Origin of the sequence: Arthrospira sp. PCC 8006 (assembly GCF_046480465.1) — a bacterium.
GTDB classification, from domain to species: Bacteria; Cyanobacteriota; Cyanobacteriia; order Cyanobacteriales; family Microcoleaceae; genus Limnospira; species Limnospira platensis.
Window position 1 is genome coordinate 1 of record NZ_PKGG01000149.1, and the last position, 13,129, is coordinate 13,129.

The following is a 13,129-nucleotide window of genomic DNA, read 5'->3' on the forward strand; positions in this document are numbered from 1 at the left end:
CAGACCGATCGCATTGGAAGAAGGAACAACCGCACCAGAGATGATGTTGTTTCCGTACAACAGAGAACCAGCTACGGGTTCGCGGATACCGTCAATGTCAACGGGAGGAGCAGCTACAAAAGCGATGATGTAGCAGATGGTAGCAGTTAGTAGGGTAGGGATCATCAGAACACCGAACCAGCCTACATAAAGGCGGTTGTTGGTGGATGTTACCCAGCTACAGAACCGTTCCCAAGCGTTGGCGCTCTCGCGCTGCTGAATGGTAGTAGTCATGTTGGATATGATTGCTTTATTGAGTTTTCGAGGTACTTATCCGGCAGTTGTTTTTCTACCGTGTCTATAATATGACACACTCTGTTAAGGTTTGTAAAGGGGTTGAGCCACATTTATTTTAATGACTGTCATAACTAGGGCTTATCATGGCTGTGGTCTCAGGCGGCTTAGGGCGGCTTGGGATATAATCGTCAGCAACTGAGAAACACGAGAGAGGGGGGAACCGAAAATGTCAGTTGAACTCACTGCCAATACTAGCCCCGAAACTGCTACGGAAACGGAATGGGAACCCCCCATGCCGCCCACAGATTTGATTTTTGATGATGGAGAGCCTTTGGAAAGTAACCGTCACCGCATTGCCATGAACGTCCTGATCCGGTCATTGCAACAGGCTTGGAGCGATCGCCATGATTTCTACACAGGCGGGAATATGTTTATTTACTATAGCAGCGAACAGGCTAGGAACCGAGATTTTCGCGGCCCAGATTTCTTTGCCGTGTTAGATGTAGATGGTACTAAGGAGCGACAGGGTTGGGTAGTATGGCAGGAAGAAGGACGCTACCCAGATGTCATTGTGGAGTTGATGTCGCCGAGTACCGCCAGAGTCGATAAAGGGAAGAAAAAGGATCTGTATCAGCGGACATTTCGGACACCAGATTACTTTGTATTTGACCCCTTTGAAGCCAATGCTTTTCAAGGATGGCATTTGCATAGTTCGGAAGGTTATCAGCTTTTAGAGCCGAACGCTCGCGGATGGCTATGGTGTGATACCTTGGGCTTTTGGCTGGGAACTTGGTCGGGAACGATTGACCGGGAGGAGGCAATTTGGCTGCGGTTTTATGATACGGAAGGTAATTTAGTCTTGTTACCCGAAGAGGCCGCCCAACAACGAGCCGAAGCGGCCGAACAACGGGCTGAACGTCTGGCGCAAAGGTTGCGATCGCTCGGTTTAGATCCAGAGGAACTATAAAAGAGGCGATCGCGCAACATCTACCTTAAATACTTATAGATATAGTTCCCCCTTGAGCAGCAACCATACCAGGAATTACTCACGCTCAAGCTCCCTTTGTAGGTGATTAAAGTCGATCGCAAATATATCTACTTTTTCGCGGGTTAAAGCCTTCAGCAAGTCGCGACGATTTAAACCAGCTATTTGCACGGCTTGGTCGTGAGGAATTTTACTTTTTTGATACCAATAGATAGCCGCCAAATCTGGAACCGGGAAACCTGAAATGGGAGAAACTCCTCTGGAGGCGATCTGGCTTGTCTTTTCAGCCTGGAAATTGTCCAGAAACGCAGAACCTGGTTTGTTAAAGAAACCGGGTTTCTTGTCTTATAATCGCGTTTTCTTCCGAGGCGCGGGAGAACCGCGTAATAATCCTTCGGTACTAAGATCCTCATCAATTTCTTCCCAAGGAATCCCAGAACCGCCGCCAAAAATCACCTATTTTCTAACTGTTCGGGAGTAGCTTTTAATAGTCGAGGAAACCAAGCTAAAGGAACGGTAATAGTTCGTTCATTCATTAATTAAACAATAAAATTATCTTCATATATCAGACATTTTTTCCTCGAATATCAGTCTGAATTGTCCTATTCATACCATGCCTCCAAAAATTATTTTACACAGACTGAGTTCCATAAGTAGCTAGTATTGTTAATCTATTGGCTCCGGTGTTATGCACTTGTACCGGGGTTACAGCATGGTGAGAGTGAGGGCTAAATCGAAATAAGTAGACTTGGAAAGGAAGATATGAAACTTGCGATCGCGTTATCATTTTACCCTCAATTTGTTCCTGTAGTAACAGCACACCTCCCGAAAATTGAGGTTTTGGATCGGGAAATAAAAGTAAGCGAAAAGTCTCACCGAAGGGGTTTTGATCGCTATGAGTGCCAATTTTATCTCCATCATAGAGTCGGTGTCCAGTCAAACTAACAAGGGTAGCTGGGGGAGAACCCACAAAATTGCAAAGACGGGTGACTAAGGTAGGTTCTTGTAAAGTTTGTACTAGGTCGTTAAATACACCGCCGAAAATCGAAGCTACAGTTAAAAGGTTACAAACTTCGTGTTCATAAAATGCTTCTTTCACTCGCAGCCATCGAAAAGGTAAAGCGTTAAGTGCATCGAAAAGTTGCTGAACAAACTCTATATTCATAGCATTGGGCAGCACAGCATGAGGATAAGGAAGAGCAGACTCAAATTGGGAACGCAGTTCAGTTTCACTGCCCGGAAATAAATTTTGAAGTTCAAACATATATTGACTCATTACACATATTCCTCCAATAATTTATTGTTATCACAATGATTCAAGTTCAGGGATTCTGTGCGGGCACCCCAAGTGAAAATAACAGTCCACCGACCCTCAGTTTTGGTGGCAGAATGCACCTGACTTACAGAATGGTAGGAGTTATTGCCGATTCGGAATAAAACCCAGCTATCTCGCTGGTGAGGAATGCGCTTAATCGGCATTTCTTTGGCGTTAGGGTGAATGCAAAATTCGCCACCTGAAAAGTTTCTCTCGCCCAGCATCCAGCACAAACGTAGTTTCTCCCCGTGGTCATTTGCATCATTATGAATTTCAATTTCATCGCGATCGCCCAGATAGTGAATTACTACCAGACTCTCGGTACAGCGACTCCCCGCCAAAATAGAAGCAATTTCAAGGACATCTTGGCACTTAGGTGCAGCAATTAGCGCTTGAATTACCGAATTATTCCCGGCTATTTCAGGAGACAATACGGCATCGTATTGAGAGTAAAAGTCTGCCAAATGGCGACGCATAGGTACTGTTTTTATCGCTGCCTCAAAACAGTCTATGTGTTTTCCAACTAATTGATTTCCTGCACAGTGAGGATATGGCTTTGCCGACATAAATGCGGTTAATTTTGCCTCTAAAGCTTCTATGAGACTATCGTGCAATATATTTTCCATTATATCTTGCCTTTTTTTGATATTCATTTTAATTAAATCTGAATCTGTTTTTTGAATTTACCAATCATCATCTTGACTAAATACCAGCCCCAAAAACCTTTCTTACTTAAGTCTAATAGAATTAATATAGGCAAGAAGAATAATAAATAACTGCAAGTGATGCCCCACCAACCCGTACCCGATAAGTAAAGACGTTGCCCGGACAGTTGCAGGCTATTTAAATTTGTTGTATCAATTAAAATTTGAGTTGCCGAGGGTGGCCAGCACAACATGAGTAAAATGCTTAATTCAACCACCACTTTTAGCCAGCTTGTATAGCTACTGGGTGAAAGCTTTTTAGGCAGTCCTGCTATCTTAAGCTGACTTACTTCAATGGTTTCTCTCAAGTTATATATTTGATATTTTTCGGGGCAGTCCACTAAAATTCTGACTATGACATAATCTCCTGGCTCTAAATCTAACTTATTTTTATTAATTTCAATATTTAGCCATTGATTTTTATCTTTGGTAATTTGAACTTTTATTTCCTCCCCATCATTGGTTTCTGCATAAGCTAAAATCACGCGAGCATTGCTTTTATCAAAGCCACTCAAATGAATCGGCCATTCTACTTGTGACTTGCAGTCTTCTGGTTTAATCCGTTGATTACCTGAGTTACGCAGAATAACAATTAATACGCCACCATTAATGATTTGAATGTCTCCTACTTTAATGTCTTGATTTTTGACCGGGCTACTTTTCGGAAGAGGTTCAGAAGATATCACCTCAAAAGAAAGCGCTCTGTAATTTTGTTGCCAGTAAAACAGGATTGTGAAAAAGGTGCCTAAAGCTGTGATGGCTATCCCCCAAAAATTCACATTATGCCATTGGGATTTTAATCCGTTTAACAGAAAATCTAATAAAGTGTAAATCATGGATTCTTTGCTGTAATTACAAGGGGGGTTAACTTATTTACTACTATTGTCAATAGCTTTTGTCATATATTAATTGTGATATTTTTACTTTCTGTGTCCAAATGTCATAATAATATTGGTTCTAACGCCAGAGTTTTTAGGAATGGGTGTGATATCATGGGGCGTATCTTTTCCCATCAAAAAAATCACAGCCTGGTTCGGCAAAGAAGGGTAAACAATCGGGGGTTTCTCTGGACGATCCGGGTGCCAAAAGCGAAAATCCCACTTACGGAGGGGCGATCCAGGTACTTGCAGCAACCAGTTAATTCTTACTATCAATTGCCCGTTACAAGTTCCATCCGCATGGTTGAGAATTCGTTCTCCTTCTCGAAGGCGATAGGAAAATATCTCTCTTTGAGCCGTTACAGACACCCCGGTCAAGCGAGTTATTTGTTCTACCATTTCCGGCTTTTGAAGACGCTGCATCAGCGTTTTAACAATTTCGGGACAGCCACAGGTTTGACTCCAAACCGCAATATCCAAACTATCTTGGCTGTAAATATCTCCAATTCTTCGAGTCCAAGGCGCTAATGTCATTGCTTTTGCCAGTGCCTCGAATTCTTCTGGAGGCAGCATGGGCGTTAGTTGAAAGGATGGTGTTTCGGGAGTTAAATTAAATTGAACATTAGGGCTAGAGTCCGTCAACCAAGGAGATGATGCACTTATTACAGGGCCTGGATTAACTGAAGATGTCAAGGGTTCAGCGATCCGGCTTTTAGTCACTGAAGGTGTGCTTTTTTCTTGGAGTGGATTTTGGCGATTACCGACCCAAGCGAACCACTGTATGTCTGGTGGCAAATCTTCTCCCTGGTAGGGACGTAAGGTGACAAAAGAATGACAATCTTCTGTTACCACAATTAGCTCTCCCGGCTCTAGTTGATTATCTGAAATCAAAACTGGGCGATCGCCTAATCCTGCTACCAAACGGAAAATCTGAACTACAGGAGCATCTAATTGCTTTGATGACCGAGGCATCCAGACTCCCCAAGCTAAGATATTTGTGTCAGCAGAAATGTTTTCTTTCTTTGGGCAACCAAGCTGCTTTAATACAGTGGTTATCGTTTGGTTATGACGCGGCCCGACTAGAAAGATATCGTCAATTTTTATCCCTGGTTGGCACGGAATAACTGCGTCGGCACTCAAAAAATACTGAATGCGATCGAGTGATGATTTAACCTCATCGTTGGTCTGAATATGTATGGGATTGCGGATGGTAATCATGGGTAAATTTATCGGGGATGATTAATGGCTGGCATCCAATTAAATGGCGACTGTCGAAATGTATCTTTGACGACGCTGGCTGCATAGTTAGCACCAAATTTCTCCAAATTAATCATCAGAAAATCTGCCTCTTGACGAATCATTTTTTCTGTGGACAGATACCATTCCAACAATTGAGAATTTAGGTGTATTTTTCCTTCTGGGTCGGCCACACTTTGATGCAGGGATCGACTAATTGCTGTGGACTGTAATCCTGTTGCCCCATCAGCAAGACAGTCATCAAGGTCACACCTTCCTAGCAAAACTCCTATATAAGATTGCACAAGTTTAGCCGCCCGATCGCCAACGGATGGTGAGGATAAAAAATAAGCAACTCTGTGGCATAAATCCTGGCCAATCAACTCCATTGTTAGACTAGCTGCGGTCAGTTCATCTTGCCAAGGAGACAGAGATTTGGCCGTTCGCTTAAGCAGATCCTTTCCCTCTGCTGTGGATGGTTGAAAATTGAGCAGACTACTATAAATTGCTGTTAACAGAATTGAATCAGACACGGAAAAAAAAGCACTATCTCGATCGTGGAGGTCATCCACCGATCGCCCAAACATACAAAGCCAGAAACGCTTTTGCATCTCTGGTACAAGACTGACATCCAGGCATCCACTGTGTTCTATTTCAATCACGGGCAGCACCCACCGCAGAATATACATTCTCACCAGATGAATCAGAATGTACTCCTCGGCTTTGACTCCACATTTGCGAATAGTTAAAACTCGTTGTTCTTCAGTGTTAATCAACTTTAAAATAGCCGCAGCCATCCCCCCCTCATCAGGCAAGTTATACTCGATATTGCCAACTTTGATTTGCATTTTAATTTCTATGAGTTAGGGCTGGTTGAGCAATTCCCGCTTCTGTTTATGTCCGCTTGCGGAAAGTTGCTGCAACAAAGTTGTCGCCATTTCACGCATTTGGACTGTACGGCTGCGATTGACCGCTTGGCGAGCAAAAACTTTCGCTTGGGAAATATCCCCATCAATATTCCAGCGGTGCGCCCAAAGTAACGAAACACCCGCATCTTTGCGAAAGACTTTTTTGAGTGCGACCTCTGCCTCTTGACCTCGCCCTTGCTGGATGGCTTGGTATGCTATTTTGAGCAGTGTTTCTTGGGATTCCCGTCCGCCGATCGATTCAGCGCTATTAGCCATACAGCCACCGTAACAGGAACGGTCTTCGGCAAATTCGCAGGTATCACAGCGATCGTAAACTTGCGGGCGATCGTATTTTTCATCAATGACCCGTTTGTAATAAGCCATTAATTCCGAGAAGTTATCGAAATCTGTCAGTTGGGTTCGTTCCAGATCGGATAACGCATAACACCGAAAAACTTCTAGGGCTGGGTTCACATCAATAACCGGGCCACAAGAACGAAAGGCAGCACTTTTGGGCTGTGTTAACTGAATTCGACCCAGTTGTTCGGAAGTGAAAAAGCACTTAGGTAGCGGACAATCGAGATAGACTTGAATGTGTTGCCAGTAGGCTGCTTCCAGAAATTCAGCTATTCTTGGGGCTACAGCGTGATACTCCGATGGACTCAATACTTGGACTTCCGGCGATGGGTTCAGTTCTGGATAGGCAACTGTCCAGCGCAAGTATTCAATGCCAAAGGATTCACACACATCTAAAATTTCTTGATAGTTGAAATCCTGACGCCAAATATTGAAGCCGATGTTAACAGGAATGCCCAGGTTAAGAGCAACATCAATGTTGTGCAAGACTAACTCGTATTCAGTGTTTCGGCGATAATCCCGACGTTCGTTGAGATTAACTAGCAGGCTAAGGCGATCGCGATAGGGTTTCAGTTTGAGAATTTCATTGCTATTGCAGATACCTCCCGTAAAAATAGTGGCATCACCCAAAGCAGGTTCAGCCATCGACTTTTCTAAGAGATAAACCAGGTCTTTATATAAAAAAGGTTCACCTCCGATAATATTCAGACGAAAATTAGGACCACTGCGACTGATAAACTGCACAACCCGCTCGATACCTTCACGAGTTAAAGCTGTCTTTTTTCCTGACTTACCCATTTCGGTGGAGGTAAAACAGTAAGCACAGTAATTGCTACACTTGTCAATAACAATCAAATTCATGGAATCTACCTAAAATTGATGTTTTTGATTTTTTGAGATGTTAATTTTGGGGCGAAAAGTTACTGCGTTTAGACCCTATTGCCAGTTAGTCATGATGTCAGCAGCCTTTTTACTTTTAGCCATTTGGGGACTCATCTGTGCTACTTGCTCGATCGCCTCTAAAGGCAAGGTGCGAAGATAACGTTCAAATCGCTTAGTTGCGCCACAATGATTTTCTGGAGTTTCCGAATCGTTCAAATCAAATGCTGGACAACCATGTTCGCAAACAAATTTCGCGGGACAAGTCCGACAATCTTTTTCATATTTATCTGTCTTCCCATGAAAGCCATGTAATTTCTGCTTCCATTCATCTGGATCGAACCCATCTGGATCGAGTATGTTTCCTAGTAAGTAACTTTGGACATTTCCGCTAGAACCAGCACAACCACAAGGATAAACTTCGCCAGTTTCCTTAACAACAATCATGTTAATTCCAGCATGGCAAAAGGGATTATCACACCTTAACTGATCCAGAAATTCTTTAGCAGAAGGTGCAGCTAGATGACGCTGGATTTTGGCTAACATTCGCGTCTCTACAATTGACCCCTCATAGCGAATGAGACTATCTAAGTTATCTTTAAGAACTCTAAATATTTGCTCCTCGGTTAAAGGTGTGGCACCAACTCCGTGTCCCACTGCCGAGGCAATATTCAGGTGAAAAGCTGTAATTCCTAGTTGGTAGAAAGTTTCGTAAATTTGGGGGAACTAATGTCCAATTGTGAAGATGAATAACGGCGATCGCCCCTGAAAAAATACCTCTCTCCCGCAACCGCTTTAAGTTATGAATCGTCTTTTTGAAGCCACCTCTCACCTGATTGTGTACAGCTTCTGGGCCGTCTATGGATGTCCCAATCTTAACTCCATGACGCGCAAATACATCAATATGCTCGTCATTTAGTAATGTTAAATTACTTTGCAAACCAAAGTCTACTGTTTTGCCCTTGTCTCCCAGGATTTTGACGGCTAAAGTGCAGGCTCTATCGTACCATTGATCGCTTTGAAGCAATGGTTCTCCACCGTGAAAGATTAGTTCAATATGAGATTTTCGCGAATACTCAGCGATTCGTTCTATGGCGATCGCGAAAGTATCGATATCAAATAAAGGAACTTCTTTTCCTGGAGTTTTTACTTCGGCATAGCAATAGCTGCAATGTAAATTGCAGACATTAGTTAGCTCGATATGAAGTTCGTGAACGTTTCGGAGACTGACCCACGAACGATTGATGGCGGAATAACTACTGCTAACCGTGTTGTCAGGTAAAGTTTTCATCTTGGCGCTTCCGTTAGGTTATCCAAACTCACGGCGAGTTTTTTGGCCTCTCAAACAAAACGAGTTTAGTCTAGTAGAAGGAATCTAATAGAAGAAATTTTATTTGCAGAGGGATGGGGCTATTTGTCCGAGAGGCGATCGAGCAGTTATTCTGAGTTGTAGATATCAATCTAATCTCTAATTGCAGATTTGCTATCCTTAACTCAAAAGAACTGGCGCTGTCTAAGTACCCTTATTGTATTTGTGATAAACGTAATATCCAGGAACGGTACTTTCGCCTTCTGAGGGAAGGACATGATCCTGAGTCAACTTCCGCTCGTCATCAATCAAACTAAAAAACTCTTCCTGTGAAGGTAGGGTGCTGGATACCGATTCTTGCGGCTGAGTGCTTTCTAATTCCTCCGATTGAGGCTGAGACAAATCTAGAACGGGATTAACAGTATTTTGAGACATGGCTTTAGCCCTATTTCCGTAAACTTAGAATATTTCCTACGCGATGTTTCACACAACGTAGGATATCCGATAGAACATGACAATAAAATCCACCTATTGCAGCTAGTGGTTTTTTAGCGGAATAGTTTTCAACAGGTGTAAATTACTATTGTACGGCTTCTATACTATCTTAATCTATATCAATCAGCGAAAGTAATCAACTCTGGAAAGTAGTATTTAGTACCCAATTTTCCCCAGTACCCTGAAAAAAAAATTAGTAGGATTTAGTGGGATTGGGTTCCCGGTGATTGACAAAGTAGGATTTGGTGGTATATAGTTCTTGCTTTAAGATTAAGTCTCTGTATTTTTACTGATGAAAAATATTGAAGAAGTGTTAGAGTGGGCTGAAAAGCTGATCCTTGAGAAAACCGGCGAACCTCTCAAGCCTATAGAGGAAGCCATACTCAAGGGTGTGTGGTCAGGAAAAAAATATGCTCAAATTGCTAAAGAATATAATAATTGTCGTGAATCTCACGTTAAGAAAGAAGCCGCTAAGTTATGGGATAAGCTGCGGGATGAATTAGGGGAAGACCTGAATAAATATAATTTTCGTTCCAAGATAGATAAAAAACATAGGGTTTCTGAAATTTCCCAGTGTGGCAATTGTGTATTACAAGAAATTGATATTAACATTGTTGGTCAGTTTATCCAAACTATTAAAGATACTCAACACCGATCGCCCTCCGATCTCTCTTCTTCTCATTCTCCCACACCTCAAGATTCTTCACCGATTATCGACTTAACCGACGCACCAGACCTGACTGAATTTTATAGCCGTACTTCCGAACTAACTACCCTAAAACAGTGGATATTAAAAGACCATACCCGCCTAATTACCATCTATGGATTAAGTGGCATTGGCAAAAGCCTATTAACACGCCAACTCATAGAACAAATAAAAACTGAATTTGACTATATGATGTGGCGAAGTTTGAGCGATCGCCCTACTCTGTCCTCCTTAAAAAACCAACTTCAACAATTTTTTGCCCAGTCCCAACAGCCTTCATTGCCCACAATAATTGATTATTTGCGTCACTCCCGTTGTTTAGTCATATTGGATGACCTACACAATCTTTTTAAAAGCGGTGAATTAGCGGGAGAATACTTGACAGACTATAAAGAATACCGGACATTTTTTCGGCAAATTGCCAAAAACCATCATCAAAGTTGCGTGATTCTCATCAGTTGGGAAAAACCTAGAGCAATTGCTACCTTAGAAGCSGAAAAACACTCCACCCGCACGTTACACCTAAAAGGATTATCAGCCGATGCTGAGAAAATTTTGCGATCGCACCAATTAACCGACTCCGACAAATGGCCGGAATTAATCAACCTCTATCAAGGACATCCTACCTGGTTAAATATCATCGCCTCAACCATAGTCGAACTATTTGATGGTAGCGTTTCCCTATTTTTAAGCTACAGCGAGGATATCTTTTTAGGTGACTTAGAACCAATTTTAGAATCTCAKTTAGAACGATTATCRKAMTTAGAACAACAGGTGATTTCTGGTTTCCGAAAAAATCAAGCGATCGCCCTTTTTGAACAACCCACTAATCCTGAATTATGCCAATCTGAATTATGGTCAGCCATCCAATCTTTAGTTAGACGGGGGTTGCTAGAAAAAATATCAGAGGGAGAGCGAGGAATGTTTCAACTGCATCCGATTTGGCAACAGTATCTTAAATTTAAGCTAAGTTAGAATAGTTGAAATAGAAAAACTAGGAGAATCCCTAAAATGCGATCGCCTTTACCCCTGTTTACCGTTGAAGACTATATCATCGCTGAAGCCGAAAGCACCATTCGCCATGAGTATATGGGCGGTTATGTGTTTGCTATGGCGGGTGCTAGTGAAGAACACAATCTCATTGCCGTTAATCTTTRTACCTTATTACGTTCTCATCTGCGGGGGAGTTCCTGTCGGGTATTCATGTCTGATATGAAAGTAAAAGTTCAAGACGATATTTTTTATTACCCTGACTTACTCGTGACTTGTAACCCCGAAGATAATCACCGATACTTCAAAACACAACCTAACTTAATTATTGAAGTGCTGTCAGAAAGTACCGAAAGCACTGACCGACGAGAAAAATTAATGAACTACCAAACCTTAGAAACTTTGAAGGAATATGTTTTAGTCTCTCAAGATGTTATGCAAGTGGAAGTCTATCGTCAAGAGACTCCGGGGAGTTGGACAGTTCAAATCTTAGGARAAGAYAATSAGTTAACCTGGGAATCTGTGGGGCTAACTGTGACCGTGGCGCAAATTTATGAAGATGTCTTGAATGTGGGTCAGTAAATTKAAGCACGAAAAAGCGCCCCCCGTGTGGGAGGCGCTTGATTGAATCGAAGCTATAAATTAGCCGATTTGAGGTGCAACCAAAGCTACAGGCTCAGACTCAGCAGAAGCTAAATCTAAGGGGAAGTTGTGAGCGTTGCGCTCGTGCATTACTTCCATACCCAGGTTAGCCCGGTTGATGACATCAGCCCAGGTATTGATTACCCGACCGCTCGAGTCCATTACGGACTGGTTGAAGTTGAAACCGTTCAGGTTAAAGGCCATGGTGGATACACCTAAAGCGGTGAACCAGATGCCGATTACCGGCCAAGCACCCAAGAAGAAGTGCAGGGAACGGCTGTTGTTGAAAGAAGCATATTGGAAAATCAGGCGACCGAAGTAACCGTGAGCTGCCACAATGTTGTAAGTTTCTTCTTCTTGACCGAATTTGTAACCGTAGTTTTGAGATTCGATTTCGGTGGTTTCACGCACCAAGGAAGAAGTTACCAAAGAACCGTGCATCGCGGAGAACAAAGCACCACCGAAGACACCGGCAACTCCCAGCATATGGAAGGGGTGCATCAGGATGTTGTGTTCTGCTTGGAATACCAACATGAAGTTGAAGGTTCCAGAGATACCCAGAGGCATACCGTCGGAGAAAGAACCTTGTCCGATGGGGTAGATCAAGAATACTGCACTAGCAGCGGCAACAGGTGCGCTGTAAGCTACGCAGATCCAAGGACGCATTCCCAAGCGGTAGGACAGTTCCCACTCACGACCCATGTAGCAAAATACACCGATCAGGAAGTGGAAAATTACCAACTGGTAGGGGCCACCGTTGTAGAGCCACTCATCCAAGCTGGCTGCTTCCCAAATAGGGTAGAAGTGCAGACCGATCGCATTGGAAGAAGGAACAACCGCACCAGAGATGATGTTGTTTCCGTACAACAGAGAACCAGCTACGGGTTCGCGGATACCGTCAATGTCAACGGGAGGAGCAGCTACAAAAGCGATGATGTAGCAGATGGTAGCAGTTAGTAGGGTAGGGATCATCAGAACACCGAACCAGCCTACATAGAGGCGGTTGTTGGTGGATGTTACCCAGCTACAGAACCGTTCCCAGGCGTTGGCGCTCTCGCGCTGCTGAATGGTAGTAGTCATGTTGGATATGATTGCTTTATTGAGTTTTCGAGGTACTTATCCGGCAGTTGTTTTTCTACCGTGTTTATAATATGACACACTCTGTTAAGGTTTGTAAAGGGGTTGAGCCACATTTATTTTAATGGCTGTCATAAGTAGGGCTTATCATTAATTGAACCATAAGGAGTCGAACCCTGAGAGAGCCTGTGGTTCCAGGCGACTATGGGCGGCTTGGGATATAATCATCAACAACTGAGAAACACGAGAGAGGGGGGAACCGAAAATGTCAGTTGAACTCACTGCCAATACTAGCCCCGAAACTGCTACGGAAACGGAATGGGAACCCCCCATGCCGCCCACAGATTTGATTTTTGATGATGGAGAGCCTTT

At 43.1% G+C, this 13,129-nt stretch carries 15 protein-coding genes and 2 pseudogenes; 3 read left to right on the forward strand and 14 right to left on the reverse strand.

The window, feature by feature from the left end:
• Positions 1–273 (reverse strand): annotated as a pseudogene (locus B9T16_RS18840) (photosystem II q(b) protein); the annotation flags it as partial.
• Positions 274–502: 229 nt separating this feature from the next.
• Between B9T16_RS18840 and B9T16_RS18845 the strand changes: the two are divergent.
• Entirely contained in the window at positions 503–1,243 is a 741-nt protein-coding gene (locus tag B9T16_RS18845) for a Uma2 family endonuclease (protein ID WP_410245472.1), read from the forward strand.
• A gap of 75 nt (positions 1,244–1,318) precedes the next feature.
• Here B9T16_RS18845 and B9T16_RS18850 read toward each other — a convergent pair whose 3' ends face one another.
• The 12 genes from B9T16_RS18850 to B9T16_RS18905 all read right to left on the reverse strand — a co-directional run bounded on the left by B9T16_RS18850 (position 1,319) and on the right by B9T16_RS18905 (position 9,282).
• Entirely contained in the window at positions 1,319–1,483 is a 165-nt protein-coding gene (locus B9T16_RS18850) for a UPF0175 family protein (RefSeq protein ID WP_006617335.1), read from the reverse strand.
• A gap of 123 nt (positions 1,484–1,606) precedes the next feature.
• Entirely contained in the window at positions 1,607–1,717 is a 111-nt protein-coding gene (locus B9T16_RS18855) for a DUF2442 domain-containing protein (RefSeq protein ID WP_350308537.1), read from the reverse strand.
• The gene (locus tag B9T16_RS18860; protein ID WP_006617336.1) at positions 1,714–1,797 is read right to left on the reverse strand and encodes a DUF2442 domain-containing protein; all 84 of its coding nucleotides are present in this window, start codon (positions 1,795–1,797) and stop codon (positions 1,714–1,716) included. The genes B9T16_RS18855 and B9T16_RS18860 overlap by 4 nt, the downstream gene beginning before the upstream one ends.
• A 95-nt stretch (positions 1,798–1,892) precedes the next feature.
• Positions 1,893–2,537 (reverse strand): hypothetical protein, encoded by a 645-nt coding sequence (locus tag B9T16_RS18865; RefSeq protein WP_410245473.1) that lies wholly within the window; start codon positions 2,535–2,537, stop codon positions 1,893–1,895.
• Positions 2,537–3,229: a 2OG-Fe(II) oxygenase gene (locus B9T16_RS18870; RefSeq protein ID WP_006617338.1), complete on the reverse strand. Its 693-nt coding sequence runs from the start codon at positions 3,227–3,229 to the stop codon at positions 2,537–2,539. The genes B9T16_RS18865 and B9T16_RS18870 overlap by 1 nt, the downstream gene beginning before the upstream one ends.
• A 5-nt stretch (positions 3,230–3,234) precedes the next feature.
• Positions 3,235–4,116, reverse strand: coding sequence for a hypothetical protein (locus tag B9T16_RS18875; RefSeq protein WP_410245474.1), 882 nt, complete (start codon positions 4,114–4,116; stop codon positions 3,235–3,237).
• An 84-nt stretch (positions 4,117–4,200) separates the two neighbouring features.
• Positions 4,201–5,376, reverse strand: a complete 1,176-nt coding sequence (locus B9T16_RS18880; protein WP_410245475.1) for a hypothetical protein — start codon at positions 5,374–5,376, stop codon at positions 4,201–4,203.
• Positions 5,377–5,384: 8 nt separating this feature from the next.
• Positions 5,385–6,242, reverse strand: a complete 858-nt coding sequence (locus tag B9T16_RS18885) for a hypothetical protein (protein ID WP_410245476.1) — start codon at positions 6,240–6,242, stop codon at positions 5,385–5,387.
• A 15-nt stretch (positions 6,243–6,257) separates the two neighbouring features.
• Positions 6,258–7,520, reverse strand: coding sequence for a radical SAM protein (locus tag B9T16_RS18890; protein WP_410245477.1), 1,263 nt, complete (start codon positions 7,518–7,520; stop codon positions 6,258–6,260).
• Positions 7,521–7,595: 75 nt separating this feature from the next.
• Positions 7,596–8,084, reverse strand: a complete 489-nt coding sequence (locus B9T16_RS18895) for an SPASM domain-containing protein (RefSeq protein WP_410245478.1) — start codon at positions 8,082–8,084, stop codon at positions 7,596–7,598.
• Positions 8,085–8,145: 61 nt separating this feature from the next.
• Positions 8,146–8,829 carry a radical SAM protein gene (locus tag B9T16_RS18900; RefSeq protein ID WP_410245479.1) on the reverse strand — a complete coding sequence of 228 codons (684 nt, stop codon included), beginning with the start codon at positions 8,827–8,829 and terminating at the stop codon, positions 8,146–8,148.
• A 222-nt stretch (positions 8,830–9,051) separates the two neighbouring features.
• Positions 9,052–9,282: a hypothetical protein gene (locus tag B9T16_RS18905; RefSeq protein WP_006617344.1), complete on the reverse strand. Its 231-nt coding sequence runs from the start codon at positions 9,280–9,282 to the stop codon at positions 9,052–9,054.
• A gap of 352 nt (positions 9,283–9,634) precedes the next feature.
• Here B9T16_RS18905 and B9T16_RS18910 point away from each other — a divergent pair.
• Positions 9,635–10,594, forward strand: a pseudogene (locus B9T16_RS18910) (NB-ARC domain-containing protein); the annotation flags it as partial.
• 465 nt (positions 10,595–11,059) lie between these two features.
• Positions 11,060–11,620: a Uma2 family endonuclease gene (locus B9T16_RS18915; RefSeq protein ID WP_410245480.1), complete on the forward strand. Its 561-nt coding sequence runs from the start codon at positions 11,060–11,062 to the stop codon at positions 11,618–11,620.
• Positions 11,621–11,680: 60 nt separating this feature from the next.
• Here the strand turns inward: B9T16_RS18915 and psbA are convergent, their stop codons facing one another.
• Positions 11,681–12,760 carry a photosystem II q(b) protein gene (gene psbA / locus B9T16_RS18920; protein ID WP_014276244.1) on the reverse strand — a complete coding sequence of 360 codons (1,080 nt, stop codon included), beginning with the start codon at positions 12,758–12,760 and terminating at the stop codon, positions 11,681–11,683.
• Between the last annotated feature and the right edge of the window lie 369 nt (positions 12,761–13,129).

Bases quoted from the DNA above. Each gene is read 5' to 3' on its own strand.
- B9T16_RS18845 (WP_410245472.1), top strand. From the start codon at position 503: ATGTCAGTTGAACTCACTGCCAATACTAGCCCCGAAACTGCTACGGAA.
- B9T16_RS18860 (WP_006617336.1), bottom strand. From the start codon at position 1,797: ATGAATGAACGAACTATTACCGTTCCTTTAGCTTGGTTTCCTCGACTA.
- B9T16_RS18865 (WP_410245473.1), bottom strand. From the start codon at position 2,537: ATGAGTCAATATATGTTTGAACTTCAAAATTTATTTCCGGGCAGTGAA.
- B9T16_RS18870 (WP_006617338.1), bottom strand. From the start codon at position 3,229: ATGAATATCAAAAAAAGGCAAGATATAATGGAAAATATATTGCACGAT.
- B9T16_RS18875 (WP_410245474.1), bottom strand. From the start codon at position 4,116: ATGATTTACACTTTATTAGATTTTCTGTTAAACGGATTAAAATCCCAA.
- B9T16_RS18880 (WP_410245475.1), bottom strand. From the start codon at position 5,376: ATGATTACCATCCGCAATCCCATACATATTCAGACCAACGATGAGGTT.
- B9T16_RS18885 (WP_410245476.1), bottom strand. From the start codon at position 6,242: ATGCAAATCAAAGTTGGCAATATCGAGTATAACTTGCCTGATGAGGGG.
- B9T16_RS18890 (WP_410245477.1), bottom strand. From the start codon at position 7,520: ATGAATTTGATTGTTATTGACAAGTGTAGCAATTACTGTGCTTACTGT.
- B9T16_RS18895 (WP_410245478.1), bottom strand. From the start codon at position 8,084: ATGTTAGCCAAAATCCAGCGTCATCTAGCTGCACCTTCTGCTAAAGAA.
- B9T16_RS18900 (WP_410245479.1), bottom strand. From the start codon at position 8,829: ATGAAAACTTTACCTGACAACACGGTTAGCAGTAGTTATTCCGCCATC.
- B9T16_RS18905 (WP_006617344.1), bottom strand. From the start codon at position 9,282: ATGTCTCAAAATACTGTTAATCCCGTTCTAGATTTGTCTCAGCCTCAA.
- psbA (WP_014276244.1), bottom strand. From the start codon at position 12,760: ATGACTACTACCATTCAGCAGCGCGAGAGCGCCAACGCCTGGGAACGG.